This is a genomic window from Sphingomonas sp. Leaf4 (assembly GCF_920939515.1).
Classification (GTDB): Bacteria; Pseudomonadota; Alphaproteobacteria; order Sphingomonadales; family Sphingomonadaceae; genus Sphingomonas.
In genome coordinates, this window is sequence record NZ_CAKLBB010000014.1 from 19,379 (window position 1) to 34,780 (window position 15,402).

The 15,402-nt window shown below is 68.7% G+C and carries 14 protein-coding genes; 10 read left to right on the forward strand and 4 right to left on the reverse strand.

Annotation, left to right across the window (positions count from 1 at the left end; all coding sequences use genetic code 11):
* Nucleotides 1-186: 186 nt before the first annotated feature.
* Genes ftsE through LRA89_RS17695 form a run of 4 tightly spaced genes read left to right on the forward strand, consistent with a single transcriptional unit; the run spans nt 187 to nt 3,015 of the window.
* On the forward strand, nt 187-891 hold the full coding sequence (gene ftsE, locus LRA89_RS17680) for a cell division ATP-binding protein FtsE (protein WP_056498421.1): 705 nt from the start codon (nt 187-189) through the stop codon (nt 889-891).
* Complete coding sequence (locus tag LRA89_RS17685) at nt 888-1,772, forward strand: cell division protein FtsX (RefSeq protein WP_230772300.1); 885 nt, start codon at nt 888-890, stop codon at nt 1,770-1,772. Before ftsE ends, LRA89_RS17685 begins: the two co-directional genes overlap by 4 nt.
* On the forward strand, nt 1,769-2,308 hold the full coding sequence (locus LRA89_RS17690) for a YdcF family protein (protein ID WP_230772301.1): 540 nt from the start codon (nt 1,769-1,771) through the stop codon (nt 2,306-2,308). Before LRA89_RS17685 ends, LRA89_RS17690 begins: the two co-directional genes overlap by 4 nt.
* On the forward strand, nt 2,305-3,015 hold the full coding sequence (locus tag LRA89_RS17695) for a lysophospholipid acyltransferase family protein (protein WP_329958527.1): 711 nt from the start codon (nt 2,305-2,307) through the stop codon (nt 3,013-3,015). Before LRA89_RS17690 ends, LRA89_RS17695 begins: the two co-directional genes overlap by 4 nt.
* A gap of 190 nt (nt 3,016-3,205) precedes the next feature.
* Here LRA89_RS17695 and LRA89_RS17700 read toward each other — a convergent pair whose 3' ends face one another.
* Nucleotides 3,206-5,296 carry a malate synthase G gene (locus LRA89_RS17700; RefSeq protein ID WP_230772302.1) on the reverse strand — a complete coding sequence of 697 codons (2,091 nt, stop codon included), beginning with the start codon at nt 5,294-5,296 and terminating at the stop codon, nt 3,206-3,208.
* Between the two features lie 108 nt (nt 5,297-5,404).
* Between LRA89_RS17700 and LRA89_RS17705 the strand changes: the two genes are divergently transcribed.
* The 4 genes from LRA89_RS17705 (at nt 5,405) to LRA89_RS17720 (ending at nt 9,304) form a co-directional block, all read left to right on the forward strand.
* Entirely contained in the window at nt 5,405-6,331 is a 927-nt protein-coding gene (locus tag LRA89_RS17705; protein ID WP_230772303.1) for a LysR family transcriptional regulator, read from the forward strand.
* A 23-nt stretch (nt 6,332-6,354) separates the two neighbouring features.
* Nucleotides 6,355-7,422 (forward strand): 4-hydroxyphenylpyruvate dioxygenase, encoded by a 1,068-nt coding sequence (gene hppD / locus LRA89_RS17710; protein WP_230772304.1) that lies wholly within the window; start codon nt 6,355-6,357, stop codon nt 7,420-7,422.
* Between the two features lie 233 nt (nt 7,423-7,655).
* Nucleotides 7,656-8,948: a homogentisate 1,2-dioxygenase gene (hmgA, locus tag LRA89_RS17715; RefSeq protein WP_230772306.1), complete on the forward strand. Its 1,293-nt coding sequence runs from the start codon at nt 7,656-7,658 to the stop codon at nt 8,946-8,948.
* Entirely contained in the window at nt 8,945-9,304 is a 360-nt protein-coding gene (locus LRA89_RS17720; protein WP_230772307.1) for a Rieske (2Fe-2S) protein, read from the forward strand. Before hmgA ends, LRA89_RS17720 begins: the two co-directional genes overlap by 4 nt.
* A gap of 233 nt (nt 9,305-9,537) precedes the next feature.
* Here LRA89_RS17720 and LRA89_RS17725 read toward each other — a convergent pair whose 3' ends face one another.
* Entirely contained in the window at nt 9,538-10,575 is a 1,038-nt protein-coding gene (locus LRA89_RS17725) for a patatin-like phospholipase family protein (protein WP_230772308.1), read from the reverse strand.
* A gap of 197 nt (nt 10,576-10,772) precedes the next feature.
* On the opposite strand from LRA89_RS17725, the gene LRA89_RS17730 reads away from it, so the two are divergent.
* Nucleotides 10,773-11,390, forward strand: a complete 618-nt coding sequence (locus tag LRA89_RS17730; protein WP_230772309.1) for a YbhB/YbcL family Raf kinase inhibitor-like protein — start codon at nt 10,773-10,775, stop codon at nt 11,388-11,390.
* A 4-nt stretch (nt 11,391-11,394) separates the two neighbouring features.
* On the opposite strand, the gene pdeM is transcribed toward LRA89_RS17730, so the two are convergent.
* A complete protein-coding gene (gene pdeM, locus LRA89_RS17735; protein ID WP_230772310.1) occupies nt 11,395-12,057 on the reverse strand; it encodes a ligase-associated DNA damage response endonuclease PdeM in 663 nt (220 codons plus the stop codon).
* Between the two features lie 316 nt (nt 12,058-12,373).
* Nucleotides 12,374-14,788, reverse strand: coding sequence for a ligase-associated DNA damage response DEXH box helicase (locus tag LRA89_RS17740; RefSeq protein ID WP_443025011.1), 2,415 nt, complete (start codon nt 14,786-14,788; stop codon nt 12,374-12,376).
* 103 nt (nt 14,789-14,891) lie between these two features.
* On the opposite strand from LRA89_RS17740, the gene LRA89_RS17745 reads away from it, so the two are divergent.
* Complete coding sequence (locus tag LRA89_RS17745; RefSeq protein WP_230772312.1) at nt 14,892-15,374, forward strand: hypothetical protein; 483 nt, start codon at nt 14,892-14,894, stop codon at nt 15,372-15,374.
* Nucleotides 15,375-15,402 lie beyond the last annotated feature (28 nt).

A 15,402-nucleotide genomic window follows, 5' to 3' on the forward strand; every position in this document is an offset into this window, starting at 1 on the left:
CCTGCCCCCTGCTGAACCCCGCGCGCGAACATTGCGCGTGCGCCCGGAACAGCGACAAGCCCTACCGGATTCTTGCAATTAAACTACGGCGTCATGGCAGGCGATGGCAAGGCACGATTGCACGCGGCTTGAGGCGCGCCGTCCCATGTGCGATTGGCGACCACGCGGCGAAATCCAAGGGCGAACGTGGCCAGTATCGTTCAGTTCGAGAATGTCGGTCTACGCTATGGCGAGGGAGCCGAGACGCTCAGCGACCTGAGCTTCTCGCTCGCCGAAGGGTCGTTCCATTTCCTGCTCGGCCCCTCGGGCGCGGGCAAGACCTCGCTGCTGCGCCTACTCTATCTGGCACAGCGGCCCAGCCGGGGCGTCATCCGCCTGTTCGGCGAGGATATGGTGCTGGCCCCGCGCGGGCGGATGCCGGGGTTCCGCCGGCGGATCGGCGTGGTGTTCCAGGACTTCCGGCTGGTGCCGCACCTCTCGACGCGCGACAATATCGCGCTCCCCCTGCGCGTCGCCGGCATCGCCGAGGCGGACATCGCCGGGCCGGTGGGCGAGATGCTCGGCTGGATCGGCCTCGCCGACCGGGCCGATGCCCGCCCCGCGACGCTGTCGGGCGGCGAGCAGCAGCGGGTGGCGATCGCCCGCGCGGTCATCAACCGGCCCGAAATCCTGATCGCCGACGAACCGACCGGCAACGTCGATCCCGAAATGGGCGAACGGCTGCTCAAACTGTTCGAATCGCTCAATCGCCTCGGCACCACCGTCGTCATGGCGACGCACGACTATCACCTGCTGCCGCGCGTGCCGCAGGCACGGCTGATGCGGCTGGACAAGGGGCGGCTGGCCGATCCCACCGGCACGCTGCGCCACCCGCCCGAGCCGGCGCGATGAGCGCGGCGACCCGTGCGGCGCAGCCGCTGCTCGACGATGCGCAGGGACGCCGGGCGATGGTGTGGATCATGGCGATCATGATCTTCCTGACCACGCTCGCCGCAGCACTCGGCCTCGCGATGCAGGGCGCGGGGGCGGCGCTCGACCGGCAGCTCGCCGCGCGGCTGACGGTGCAGGTGATCGAGGGCGATGCCGCCACCCGCGACCGCGCGGTCGCCGCCCTCCTCCCCCGCCTGCGCGCCGCGCCGCAGGTGGCGGCGGCGGTCGAGGTCGACCGGGCACGGCTCGCGCAACTGCTCGAACCATGGCTGGGCGAGGCGGGGCTCGACGCCGACCTGCCGATGCCGGCGATGATCGACGTCGATCTGCGACAGGGCGACGCCGCGACGGTCGCCGGGGTGGAGGCGCTGGCGCGGGGCGTCGCCCCCAACGTGCGCGTTGATCGCCATGCGACGTGGCTGGCCCCGGTGCGGGCGTTCGTCGGGCTGCTCGGGTGGACCGCGCTCGGGCTGGTGCTGGTGATGGCCAGCGCCACCGCCGCCGTCGTGCTGCTGGCGGCGCGCGCGGGGCTGGACACGCATCGCGGAACGATCGACATCCTGCATATGCTCGGCTCCACCGACCTCCAGATCACCCGCCTCTTCCAACGGCGGATCGCGCACGACACGCTGACCGGCGGGTTGATCGGCGTGCTGTCGGGCGGGCTGGTCGCGGCGTTCCTCGGCAGCCGCCTGTCGAGCCTCGAATCGCAACTGGCCGGTGGCGTCACGCTCGATATTGCCGACTGGCTGGCGATCGTGGCGCTGCCGTTCGTCTTTACCGGCCTCGCGATGCTGGCGGCGCGGTTCGCGGTGCTCCGCCGGCTGGCGCGCGTGCTGTGATCGGGCGGGTCGCCTCGCTGCTGCTGCTGGCCTATGCGCTGGGCTTCGCGATCTTTGCGGTGACGCTGCCGCAGCCGGTCGTGGCGGGGGTGCGGACCGACGGCATCGTCGTGCCGACCGGCGCTCCGGGGCGAATCGAGCGCGGACTGGCGCTGATCGAACAGGGCAGCGCGAAACGAATGCTCGTCACCGGCGTCGATCCCGATGTCCGGCCGATGGAACTGGCGGCGGTGGTCAAGGGGCCGAAGCGGCTGTTCCGCTGCTGCGTCGATCTGGGCCACGAAGCGGTCGACACCCGCTCGAACGCCGACGAGACGGCGGACTGGGTGCGGCGCAACCGCTACCGGTCGGTCCGGTTGGTCACGTCGAACTGGCACATGGCCCGCGCGGCGATGGAACTGCGCCATGCGCTGGGCAATTCGGTGCGGGTGGTGCGCGACCCGGTGGCCGGGCATCCCGGCTTCGGGCTGCTGTTCGGCGAATATAACAAATATCTGGTGCGGGGGGTCGTGATGCGGCTGGGGATCGACCTGTGATCGCGTGGGTTCGGACGTGGCTGTTCCGTATCGTCTTCTACACCGTGTCGGCACCGATCGTGGTCAGCGCGCCGCTCTCCGCCCGCTTCGGGCACCGGGCGATGCTCCGCCACGCCCATGTATGGATCGCGACGCACCGCTTCCTCGCGCACTGGTTGCTGGGGGTGAAGGTACGGATCGAAGGGACGGCACCGGCGGGTCCCTATCTCTTCGCGGTCAAGCATCAGTCGATGTTCGAGACGCTGGAGATGGCGCAGCGGATCGACGGCCCGCTGATTGTGCTCAAGCGCGAGCTGGCCGACATGCCGTTCTGGGGCCGCGCGGCACGGGCCTATGGCGCGATCCCGGTCGACCGCGATGCCTCGGCCAAGGCACTGCGCTCGATGCTGCGCGAAGCGGCGGTGGCGCGCGCGCAGAACCGGCCGGTGCTGATCTTTCCCGAAGGCACGCGGGTGGCGGTGGGGGACGCGCCGCCGCTGCGATCGGGGTTCGCCGGGCTGTACAAGGCGCTGGGCATGCCGGTGGTCCCGGTCGCGCTCGACAGCGGCCGCTGCATGCGGCGCAAGGGAGCCGCGCGACCGGGGACGATCACCATCCGCTTCCTCGACCCGATCCCCGCCGGCCTGCCGCGCGACGAGATAGAGGCGCGCGTCCACGCCGCGATCAACGCGCTGGAACCCGCCGCCGGCGGCGTGGCGGCGGGCTAGGACCGATCGACGTTCAGCCAGACCGCGGCTCCTGCATCTCCCCTCCCTGACAAGGGAGGGGTTGGGGGTGGGTAGGCCGGTTTTGGAGCGCTTACGTTTCCTCTCGGGCCGGACCCACCCCCGACCCCTCCCTTGTCAGGGAGGGGAGCAGGTTAGGACGGCATTTCGTTGAATGTCGATCCGGCCCAGGCTACCCCGCCTTCGCCCGCGCGCGCCACGCATGGAGCAGCGGCTCGGTATAGCCGCTGGGCTGAGCCAACCCCTCGAACACCAGCGCGCGGGCGGCGCGGATCGCAGGGCCGTCGCTGTCCGTCAGCGGGCGATAGGCGGGATCGGCGGCATTCTGCGCATCGACCTTGGCCGCCATCCGCGCGAACGCCGCATCGACATCGGCGGCGGTGCAGACCCCGTGGAGCAGCCAGTTGGCGACATGCTGCGACGAGATACGCAGCGTCGCGCGGTCCTCCATCAACCCGACATCGTGGATGTCGGGCACCTTGGAACAACCGATCCCCTGATCGATCCAGCGCACGACATAGCCGAGAATGCCCTGGATACTATTGTCGAGTTCGCGCGCGACCGCCTGCGCTTCCCAGTTGCGGCCATTCGCGACCGGCACCCGTAACAGGTCGGCGATCGGCGCGACCGGTTCGGCACTCCGCCCACGCTGTTGCTGCGCAACATCGACCGCATGATAGTGCAGCGCGTGCAGCGTCGCGGCGGTGGGCGACGGGACCCATGCGGTGCTCGCGCCGCTGCGGGGATGGGCGATCTTCTGCGCCAGCATGTCGGCCATCCGGTCGGGTGCGGCCCACATCCCCTTGCCGATCTGCGCGCGTCCACCAAGCCCGCAGGCGAGGCCGATCTGGACGTTGCGGTCCTCATAGGCCGCGATCCACGGCGTCGCCTTCATCTCGCCCTTGGGGATCATCGGCCCGGCGCGCATCGCGCTGTGCAGTTCGTCGCCGGTGCGGTCGAGGAAGCCGGTATTGATGAACACGATGCGGTGGCGCACCGCATGGATGCACGCGGCAAGATTGGCCGAGGTGCGGCGTTCCTCGTCCATCACCCCGATCTTGATCGTGTGACGCGGCAGCGCGAGCAAATCCTCAACCGCGTCGAACAGCGTATTCGTAAAGGCGACTTCCTCCGGCCCGTGCTGCTTGGGCTTGACGATGTAGATTGATCCGGCGCGGCTGTTGGCACGCGGCCCGTTCACGTCATGCAGCGCGATCAGGCTGGTGACGATCGCGTCGAGGATGCCTTCGGGCGCCTCGCCCCCATCGGCAAGGCGCAGCGCGGGCGTGGTCATCAGATGGCCGACGTTGCGCACGAACAGCAGCGACCGGCCGGGCAGCGTGATGGTGCCGCCGTCATGCGCGACATAGCGCCGATCCCCGGCCAGACGGCGCTCGACACTCGCCCCGCCCTTGGCGAAGCGCGCGGTCAGCGTGCCCTGCATCAACCCCAGCCAGTTGGCATAGGCCGCGACCTTGTCCGCCGCATCGACCGCCGCGACCGAATCCTCCAGATCGCAGATGGCGGTCAGCGCCGATTCGAGCAGGACGTCGGCCAATCCCGCCGGATCGCGGCGCCCGATCGGATGGGCACGGTCGATGACCAGTTCGATGTGCAGCCCATGGTGGCGCAGCAACAGATTGTCGCCCGACCGTCCGATCCACTGATCGGGATCGGCCAGCGACGGATCGCCGCCCCGCCAGTCGCGCCAGCTCCCGCCGGCCAGCGGCACCGCATCGTCGAGGAACGCCTTGGCGCGGGCGATCACCTGCGCGCCGCGTGCCGCGTCATAGCCGCCGGGGGCGGGCGTGCCGGGAAGCGCGTCAGTGCCGTAGAGCGCATCGTAGAGACTGCCCCAGCGCGCGTTCGCCGCATTGAGCAGGAAGCGCGCGTTGAGGATGGGTACGACCAGTTGCGGCCCGGCCAGCGAGGCGATCTCGGCGTCGACGTTCGCCGGATCGATGGTGAACGGCGCGGGTTCGGCGACGATATAGCCGATCGCGCGCAAGAACGCCTCCTGTTCGGCCGGGTCGATCGGCTGTCCGGCGCAGGCGGCGAACCAGCCGTCGAGTTCCGCCTGCAACGCATCGCGCCGGGCGAGCAAGGCACGGTTGTCGGGTGCGAACCGGGCGAAGATCGCGGCGACGCCGTCCCAGAAGGCGGCGGGATCGATGGCGGTGCCGGGCAGCGCCTGCTCCTCGACGAAGGTCGCGAGGTCGGTCGCGACCTGAAGGCCGGCCCGCTCGACATAGGTTTGCGCCATTACCGCTTCCTTTCGCCTCACATCATTATCTTGCGAGACGACATAGCCCCTCGCCTTTCCCATCGGTAGCGGCGATGATCGCAGCACAGCCGTTCGCCGGAGGAACGAATGACGCTCGACCCCGATCACGCGCTGTTCGTCGCGATCGTCGATGCCGGCAGCATCGCCGCCGCCGGGCGGGCGCATGGCCTGTCCCCCGCCGCCGTCTCGAAACGGCTGGCGCGGCTGGAGGCGCGGCTGGGCGCGAGACTGGTCGAACGGACGACACGGCGGCTGCACCCGACCGCCGCCGGCGCGCAACTCCATGCCGATCTGACCCACATCCTCGCGGCGCTGGCGGCGGCGGAGGCACGGGTCGGCGGGGCGGCGGCGGTGCCGTCCGGCCGGTTGCGGGTGGCGGCGCCGACATCGTTCGGGCGGCTGCACATCGCGCCGCATCTCGGCGACTTTCTTGGCCACCACCCGGCGATCACGTTCGAATTGCTGCTGTCCGACGCCTATGTCGATCTGGCGGCCGAGCGGATCGATTGCGCGATCCGCATCACCGATCGCGTACCGCCGGGCCTCACCGCACGGCGGCTGGCGACCAACCGGCGGGTGGTGTGCGCCAGCCCGGCCTATCTAGCCGCGGCGGGCGTGCCGATGACACCCGACGATCTCGCGCGCCACCGGCTGCTCGCCGCCGACGGGCAATTGCCATGGCGGTTGCTGACACCGGGACGCCGCGCGCTGATCGAGGGGGCAAGCGCGGTGCGAACCAATTCAAGCGAGGTAGTGCGCGAACTGGCGCTGAGCGGGGTCGGCGTGGCGCTGCGCTCGCTGTGGGATGTGGGCGAGCCGTTGCGCGACGGTCGGCTGGTGCGAGTGTTGCCGGCGTGGGAGGGGCCGCACGACCTCGGCATCCTAGCGATCCACGGGCCGCAACCGAGCGCCGCCGTGACCGCGTTCGTCGACCATCTCGCCCCGCGCCTGCATGCGGCGTCATGGGAAGCGCTTGACTCGACGACGGGAGAGGTGCAGCATCGTAACAATTGATACCAGATTGAGAGGATGCGACGATGGAGCATATGGACGTCAATCCGATGGGCCTCGACGGGTTCGAGTTCTGCGAATTCTCCGCACCGGACGTCGAACGCATGGGCCGGCAGCTCGAACAATTCGGCTTCGTTGCCGCATCGCGCCATCCGACACGCGATGTCGTGCGCTACAAGCAGGGGCGGATCAACCTGCTGCTCAACCGCATTCCAGACGGCCATGCTGCACAATTTGCTGCGCAGCATGGACCATCGGCGGCGGGGATGGCGTTCCGGGTCGCCGATGCCCGGGCGGCGTTCGACGCTGCGATCGCGCGCGGCGCGAAGCCTGCCGACGCATCGCACGGCGCGCTCGGCGAAGGCTATGCGCTGGAAGGGATCGGCGGCTCGCTCCTGTATCTGGTCGACCGCCATGGCGATGCCGGATCGCTCTACGACGACTGGGAACAAGTGCCCGGCGCGGCGGAAGCCGAGGCGGAGAACAATGTCGGCCTCGACCTGCTCGACCACCTGACCCACAACGTCAAGCGTGGGCAGATGCGGACGTGGTCGACCTTCTACAACCAGATCTTCGGGTTCGAGGAACAGAAGTATTTCGACATCAAGGGCAAGGCGACCGGCCTGTTCAGCCAGGCGATGATCGCGCCGGACAAGGCGATCCGCATCCCGCTGAACGAAAGCCAGGACGACAAGAGCCAGATCGAGGAATTCATCCGCGACTATAATGGCGAGGGCATTCAGCACCTTGCCTTCACCACCGGCGATATTTTCGAGACGGTCGAAAAGCTGCGCGCGCGCGGCGTGAAGCTGCAGGACACGATCGAAACCTATTACGAACTGGTCGACAAGCGCGTGCCGGGGCATGGCGAGGACCTCGAACGGCTGCGGCGCAACCGCATCCTGATCGACGGCAATGTCGGCGACGAAGGGTTGCTGCTGCAAATCTTCACCGAACCGATGTTCGGGCCGATCTTCTTCGAGATCATCCAGCGCAAGGGCAACGAGGGCTTCGGCAACGGTAATTTCCAGGCTTTGTATGAGTCGATTGAACTGGATCAAATTCGGCGGGGGGTAATCACGGTCGACGCATAAGCGTCGACCGGATGCCGGGACGCAGGTCCCGGCCCCGCGCCGGCCAGCGCAGCGCAGCCGGGCCACAAGGCGCGGCTCCGCCGCGACTGACGGCCCGGCGGGCGGCAAACGCCAACCGTCACCCCGGCGAAGACCGGGGTCCATGGTAACGGCTGGTATCGATAGAAGCGTAACGTCACCTGTCCATGGATTCCGGCCTGCGCCGGAATGACGAAGAGGCGAAGGAGAGGATCATGCCCGGTTCCACCTACCACCCCGGCTTCGCCAACCATGTCGCCACCGAAGCCGTCGCCGGCGCGCTCCCCATCGGCCGCAACAGTCCGCAGCATGTTCCTTTCGGCCTGTACGCCGAACAATTGTCGGGCACCGCCTTCACCGCGCCGCGACACGAGAACCGGCGATCGTGGCTCTACCGCCTGCGCCCCACCGCCAACCACGGCGCGTTCATTCCCTACACCGGTGCGGCGCACCTCAAGTCGGCCCCGATCGACGGCCCCCCGCCCAGCCCCAACCGGATGCGCTGGGACCCGCTTCCGTTCCCCGACGCCTCGACCGACTGGGTCGACGGCCTCGTCACCTATGGCGCGACCGGGGATGTCGCCGCGCAAAGCGGGGTCGGCATCCACCTCTATGCCGCGACGCGCGACATGGACCGCGCGTTCTTCTCGGCCGATGGCGAGTTGCTGATCGTGCCGCAGCACGGCCGCCTCGCGATCGATACCGAACTGGGCCGGATCGACATCGCCCCGCTCCAGATCGCGCTGATCCCGCGCGGGCTGCGCTTTCGGATCAAACTCCCCGACGGCCAAGCACGCGGCTATGTCTGCGAGAATTACGGCAGCCTGTTCCGCCTGCCCGACCTCGGGCCGATCGGTGCCAACGGCCTCGCCAACCCGCGCGATTTCGAGGTGCCCGCCGCGTGGTTCGAGGACCGCGATACCCCTTGCGAGGTGATCCAGAAATTCCAGGGCGGCCTGTGGACCACCACGCTCGACCATTCGCCGTTCGACGTGGTGGCGTGGCACGGCAATCTGGCGCCATGCCGCTATGACCTGACGCGCTTCAACACGATCAACACCGTGTCGTTTGACCATCCCGACCCGTCGATCTTCACCGTGCTGACAAGCCCAAGCGACACGCCCGGCACCGCCAATTGCGACTTCGTGATCTTTCCGCCGCGCTGGATGGTGGCGGAGGACAGCTTTCGCCCACCATGGTTCCACCGCAACGTGATGAGCGAGTTCATGGGGCTGGTGACGGGGGCCTATGACGCGAAGGAAGGCGGCTTCGCGCCGGGCGGCGCGTCGCTCCACAACCAGATGAACGGCCATGGCCCCGATCAGGCGAGCTATGAAAAGGCGGTCGCCGCCGACCTCAAGCCGCACCGCATCGCCGACACCATGGCCTTCATGTTCGAGACGCGCCACGTCGTCCGCCCGACCCCCTGGGCGATGGCGACGCCGACGATGCAGCTCGATTACGACGATGTCTGGACCGGATTCGCCAAGGCGAAGCTGCCGGGATGAGCGACGACCGGGTCTTCGCAACGCCGGCCGGGGTGACGCTCGGGCCGCTGGGCGACGTCGCCGAGGGCGCGGCACGCAACTATGTCCTGCAACTGCGTGCCGGGCGGTTCCACGGCTTCGTGGTGCGCACCGGCGACGGCGTGGTCGGCTATGTCGATCGCTGCCCGCACATGGGCCTGCCGCTGGCGCAGACGCTCGACGGCTATCTGACACCCGACGGATCGGCGATCGTTTGCGGCTGGCACGCCGCGCTGTTCGACATCGCCAGCGGCGCGTGCCTCGGCGGCCCCTGTCCCGGCCAGTCGCTAACCCCGTGGCCGGTAACGGTTCGCGATGGGGCGATCGTTACCGCCTGAGGCGGGTTTCACGCGAAGGCACGAAGGCACGAAGAAGATTTGGTTCGCGCAGAGGCGCGGAGGCGCAGAGAGGTTAGGGCGCACGATCGTCTCGCGCCGAATGGCACTGTTCCATGCCGCATCGTGGGAGAGGAGAGACGCTGCCGCGTCCACAACCCCTCCGCGCCTCTGCGCCTCTGCGCGAAAAACCCTTCTTCTTCGCGCCTCCGCGCCTTCGCGCGAACCAATCCGCCTCAAGCCGCCACCGCCTCGGGCAATGCGGTGAGCGTCGACGCCCGCCCGAATGACCCGGCATTGTCGCGCAGCCACGCATCCGCCGTCGCCCGGCCGAGATCGCGCAGCGCCTCCAGTTGCGACCAGCGCGTGTCGCTCTTGCCCGACGGCCCCCGTTCGGCCAGCGCGTGCGGCGCTTCCATCAGGTGCAGGTTGGTGTCGGCCAGCGCGGTAAACTTGTCGGTGATCGGCGGCGCCTGTCGCGCGATCGCCTGTACCTCGGTCAACGCCTTCAGGTCGCGTAACAGACAGGCGTTGAAGCCGATGTCGCTCATCCGCGTCATCACCTCAACCAGTGTGTCGGGGGTTTCCTTCGTCAGAAACGGCGTGATCTGCACGATCAGCAGGTCGCTCTGGCCATGCCCGTCGAAGATCAGCGGTTCTAGCGCGGGGTTGGCGGAAAAGCCGCCGTCCCAATAGCATTCGCCCTCGATTTCGACCGGCCCGAACAATTCGGGCAGGCAGGCCGAGGCCATCAGCGAATCGAGCGTGATCTCACCGCCCTTGAACAACCGTGCGGCCCCCGTCGACACCCTGGTCGCGGCGATGTGCAGCGGCACCGCTTGCGGCGCGGCGAGCGTGGTCAGGTCGATATTGTCGGCGACGACGCCCCGCAACGCGCGCATGTCGCGCAGGTCGGGCGACAGCGGCGCGACATAGCGGCCGAACAATTTGCTGAGTTCGATCGAGCGGCGCAACACCGGCTCGAACAACGGCCCCGCCCAATACATGTCGAAATCGAATGCCCTGAGCGGCGAGCGCCGCGACACGCCGCGCCACAGCCGTTCAAGCGCCGCCTTCGCCCCCGGCCGCCCGCCTTCCACCAAGCCGCTGACCAGCGCCGCGCCGTTCAGCGCGCCCGCCGAGGCTCCACTGACCGCGACGATCGGCAGGTCCTCGTCGAGCAGCCGGTCGAGTACGCCCCAGCCATAGGCACCATGCGCTCCACCGCCCTGCAACGCGAGCGAGAGGCGCGGACGATCGTCGATATGGGTCATGATCGGAATTCCTGGGGGACGAGGGGGTTGTCGGCTCTCCCGATCGGTCGGCGATCCTGCGTCGCCTTGGCCGGGGAAACGGGCGACCGGCCGATTGGATGCAGCCGCCATCGCCGCATTTTGGCGAGGATATGACGGACCCCGCCGCCGCTTCGCCGGTTATCCCTCCATACATCACGGCTACAGGGAGATGCGCGATGCTCGAACACGTACCGGCATGGCTCGGGGCATTGCTGCGCGGCGTCCGCGCCGGGGCCTCCAAGCTGACGATCGTCGATCCCGCGCTCGGCAGTTTCGACAGCCTCGATCTGTCGAGCCTCGCCTTCGCCGACGGACAGCGGCTGCCCGAACGCTTCACCGCCGATGGCGAAGGACTGTCGCCGCCGCTCCACTGGCGTGGGGTGCCGGCGGGCACGCGGCGGCTGGCGCTGATCGTCGAGGACCCCGATGCGCCCGCGCCGCAACCGCTGGTCCATGCGATCCTGTGGGACTTGCCGCCGGAGGACGGGCAATTGCCCGAAGGCGACATCCGCCCCGATGGCGATGGCGAAGCGGGACACGGCGATGTCGGCCGCAACAGCTATCTGCGCGAAGGCTGGCTGCCGCCCGACCCGCCGACCGGCCACGGCGAGCATCGCTATGCGTTCCAGCTCTTCGCGCTGGGCGACGGCCCGGACCTCGATCCCAACCCCGGCCGCAGCGCGCTGGTCGAGGCGATGGCCGGGCGGGTGCTGGCGGCGGGGCTGTTGACCGGCACCTATTCGCGCGGGGAACCCGCCGATGTCGGACCGGTGGGCGCGCCGGCTACCGCCTGATCCGCTACGCCACCAGCCGGAACCGCAACAACCGGTCGTCGAGCGCGATCAGCGCCTCGGCGGCCGTACCCACCGCGCGGACGATCTCCGGGTGGCGGGCGTCGAGCCCGCCGGTCAGCGATCCGAAGGCGGGCAGGATCAGCTTGGTATCGGTCGCGACGAAGCAGCGCCGTGATACCGACTTGCCGCGCACCTGCACCCTGAGCTTGGGGTGGAAATGCCCCGACAATTCGGGGCACGTTTCCCCGCGCTCGGCTTCGTGGCGCAGCACCAGTCCGTCGACCTCGGCCTCGGCCGCCACCCGTCCGCCGCAATGATCGGCGACAACCGGATCATGGTTGCCGGTGATCCACGTCCACTCGGCCCCGCCGGTCAGCGCGCACAGCCGCGCCCGCGCTTCCCCCGACAACCGGTCGCACCCGGCGCTGTCGTGAAAACTGTCGCCCAGACACCAGATTTCGCGCGGGTCCGTCCGCGCGACCAGCGCCTCGATTCCCGCCAGCGTTTCCAGCGTGTCATAGGGCGGCAGCATCTGCCCGAACTGCGCGAACCAGCTCGCCTTCTCGAAATGCAGATCGGCGAGCAGCAGCGCGCGCCGCGCAGGCCAGTACAGCGCCCCTTCGCGCAGGGCGGAAAATTCATGTCCGGCGAACGAAAGACGAACCATCGGTGGCGCTATGCCGGTCGTTCCGGTTCGCATCAAGCCGCGCAGGCGTAACGGTCGGATTGATTCACGCGAAGGCGCGAAGGCACGAAGAAGATTTGGTTGGCGCAGAGGCGCGGAGGGGTTCCGCTTGCAGCAACATCCCCCGCGCAAGCGGCCTCACGCTATCGGAGCAGCCAGTACGACGTCTCCCGGTCGCGCAGCGTCACCCCGAACGCACCCCCTCCGCGCCTCTGCGCCTCTGCGCGAAAAACCCTTCTGTTCTTCTCCTCCGCGTCTCCGCGCCTTCGCGTGAACCAACCTTCTTCCGACCGACCGATCAATCCAGCGTCATCGCCTCCGCCGCCAACGCTTCCGCCTCGGCCAAAAGCGCATCCTCCGCCGACGACCCCTGCTCCATCCGCTCGCGCCCGATCAGCACCAGCACCGGCACCGCCAGCGGGCTGATCCGGTCGAGTGCCACATGCCGCATCCGCGCCTGCGCCGTCTCCAGCAGCGTCGCCAGCCGCCCGACATCGGTCATCCGCGCCCGCGCATCGTCCCACGCCGCCTGCAACAGCAGATGCCCCGGCTCGTACTTGCGCAGCACGTCGTAGATCAGGTCGGTCGAGAACGTCACCTGCTTGCCGGTCTTACGCTTGCCCGGATGCTGGCGTTCGACCAGCCCGCCGATCACCGCCACTTCGCGGAACGCCCGTTTCAGCAGCGCCGATTGCTGCACCCAGTCGACGAACTCATGCTCCAATATGTCGGGCGAAAACAGCGCCTGCGGATCGGGGATCGGCTCCAGCCCATAGCAGGACAGCGCATAGTCGTTCGCCACGAAGCCGATGGGTTTCAGCCCCATCGCCTCCATCCGCCGCGTGACGAGCATGCCGAGCGACTGGTGCGCGTTCCACCCCTCGAAGCTGTAGGCGACCATGTAATGCCGCCCTTCGCGCGGGAACGTCTCGACCAGCAGCTCTTGGGCGCCCGGCAGCACCGACCGTCGCGCCTGTATCTCCAGCCATTCGCGCACGTCGTCGGGGAAGCGATGCCACTGACCCGGCGAGGCAAGAAACCCGCGCACCCGATCGGCAAGGCTGGTCGACAGCGCCATGCGCGTGCCGCCATATTTGGGAATCCGCGCCGGCCGGCTCGACGCCCGCACCACCAGATCGGTCAACTCGATCTTCTCGACCTCAAGACTCATGCCCGCGAAGAAAAACGTATCGCCCGGCGTGAGTGTCGAGGCGAAATATTCCTCGACCGTGCCCAGCCGCCGGCCATTCTTGAACCGCACGTCCAATGTCGGCGCATCGACGATGATCCCGGCGTTCAGCCGATGCTGCGCAACAAACGCGGGTTTGGTGACATGCCACAGCCCGTCGTCGCCCAGCCGCAGCCGCTTGAACCGGTCATAGGCCTTCAGCGCATAGCCACCCTCGGCGATATAATGCAGCACCCGGTCGAACGTGTCGCTATCCAGCGCCGAATAGGGCAGCGCGCTGCGCACCTCGTCCAGCATGTCGGCGGTGGCGAACGGCGCGGCACAGGCGCAGCCCATCAGATGCTGTGCCAGCACGTCGAGCGCGCCGGGGCGGAACCGGTCAGGGTCGAGTTCCCCCGCCTCCACCGCATCCAGTGCCGCCTGCGCTTCGAGAAACTCGAAACGGTTGCCCGGCACCAGCAACGCCTTCGACACCTCGTCCAGCCGGTGGTTGGCGCGGCCGATGCGTTGCAGCAGCCGCGACGATCCCTTGGGCGCACCCATCTGGATGACGCAGTCGACATCGCCCCAGTCGACCCCCAGATCGAGGCTGGCGGTCGCAACCAGCGCGCGCAACCTGCCATCGGCCATCGCCTGTTCGACCTTGCGCCGCGCCTCGCGGTCGAGGCTGCCGTGATGCACACCGATCGGCAGTTGCCTGTCGTTCGCCTTCCACAAATCCTGAAAGATCAGCTCGGCAAGGCTGCGGGTGTTGCAGAAAACGATGGTCGTGCGATGCGCCTCGATCTGCTGCATCACCTGTCCGGCGGCATAGCGCCCCGAATGGCCCGACCACGGCACCCGGTCGGTCGGCAGCAGGATACGGATGTCGGGATCGGCCCCGGCCTCGCCCTCGACCAATATCACCGTGTCGATGTCGCCGTCGGGGGCCAGCCACGCGCGATAGCCGTCGGGATCGGCGACCGTCGCCGACAGCGCCACCCGCCGCAGATCCGGCGCCAGCCGCTGCAACCGCGCGAGCCCGAGCGCCAGCAGATCGCCGCGCTTGTCGGTGGCAAAGGCATGGACCTCGTCGATCACGATCGTCCGCAGGCCGGCGAACAGGGTCGGCGCATCGGGATAGGATAGCAGCAGGCTGAGCGACTCGGGTGTCGTCAGCAGGATATGCGGCGGTTTGCTGCGCTGGCGCGCCTTGCGATCGGACGGGGTGTCGCCGGTGCGCGTCTCGACCCGAATCGGCAGGTCCATCTCGGCAATGGGGGTCAGCAGGTTGCGCTGCACGTCGACCGCCAGCGCTTTCAGCGGCGAGATATACAGCGTGTGCAGCCCGTCGCGCGGGGCCTCAATCAGCTCGGTCAGCGTCGGCAGGAACCCGGCCAGCGTCTTGCCCGCGCCGGTCGCCGCGACCAGCAGCGCATGGCTACCCGCCCGTGCCGCCGCCAGCATGTCGAGCTGATGCCGCCTCGGCCGCCACCCACGCGCGGCGAACCAGTCGGCAAGCGGGGCGGGAAGAGGTTCGCTCACCCCGACGCATGTAGGATGCCCGCCGCCCATCCGAAAGCGCCGCGCTGGCAAGGGGGTGGCGGATGTGCGACTCTCGCGGCCGACGCCCTTGGGGAAACCGCCGATGCTTACGACCCTCGCCCTGTTGCTTGCCTCGCCGCAGGCAGCCGCCCCCTGCCCGGCGACCCCGGCCCCGCTGCCGGCGGAATTGCGGAGCTGGACCCGCCCGACCGCCGTGACCGCCGGGGCCGATGCCGCCCGCGCCATGCGCATCCGCCCGGGCGAAACGGTCCGCGCGACGCTGCTGCCGCGATCCGGGGTGCGCTTTGCGTTCCTTCCCCCGAAGGGCGCGGGCCATGCCGGGCTGTTCGGGATCACGGTGGAGCGAGCGGGCCGCTACAAGATCGCGCTCGGCGATCGTGCATGGATCGACATGATCCGCGATGGAGCGCCGCTGCCGTCGGTCGCCCACGGCCACGGCCTTGCCTGTTCGGGCATCGCCAAGCTGGTGGAGTTCGATCTTCGCCCCGGCCGCTATCTCGTCCAGATCACTGGTTCGGCCACCCGCCAGATCACCCTCCTCGCCACGCCGGTCGCGACCCGCTAAGCAACCGCCCTTTCCCCGGCAGGACCAC

Excerpts from the sequence above, each read along its gene's own strand:
- LRA89_RS17720 (WP_230772307.1), top strand. The coding sequence starts at position 8,945 with ATGAGCGACGACCGGGTCTTCGCAACGCCGGCCGGGGTGACGCTCGGG.
- hppD (WP_230772304.1), top strand. The coding sequence starts at position 6,355 with ATGGAGCATATGGACGTCAATCCGATGGGCCTCGACGGGTTCGAGTTC.
- LRA89_RS17745 (WP_230772312.1), top strand. The coding sequence starts at position 14,892 with ATGCTTACGACCCTCGCCCTGTTGCTTGCCTCGCCGCAGGCAGCCGCC.
- LRA89_RS17705 (WP_230772303.1), top strand. The coding sequence starts at position 5,405 with ATGACGCTCGACCCCGATCACGCGCTGTTCGTCGCGATCGTCGATGCC.
- LRA89_RS17730 (WP_230772309.1), top strand. The coding sequence starts at position 10,773 with ATGCTCGAACACGTACCGGCATGGCTCGGGGCATTGCTGCGCGGCGTC.
- LRA89_RS17685 (WP_230772300.1), top strand. The coding sequence starts at position 888 with ATGAGCGCGGCGACCCGTGCGGCGCAGCCGCTGCTCGACGATGCGCAG.
- pdeM (WP_230772310.1), bottom strand. The coding sequence starts at position 12,057 with ATGGTTCGTCTTTCGTTCGCCGGACATGAATTTTCCGCCCTGCGCGAA.
- LRA89_RS17725 (WP_230772308.1), bottom strand. The coding sequence starts at position 10,575 with ATGACCCATATCGACGATCGTCCGCGCCTCTCGCTCGCGTTGCAGGGC.
- LRA89_RS17700 (WP_230772302.1), bottom strand. The coding sequence starts at position 5,296 with ATGGCGCAAACCTATGTCGAGCGGGCCGGCCTTCAGGTCGCGACCGAC.
- hmgA (WP_230772306.1), top strand. The coding sequence starts at position 7,656 with ATGCCCGGTTCCACCTACCACCCCGGCTTCGCCAACCATGTCGCCACC.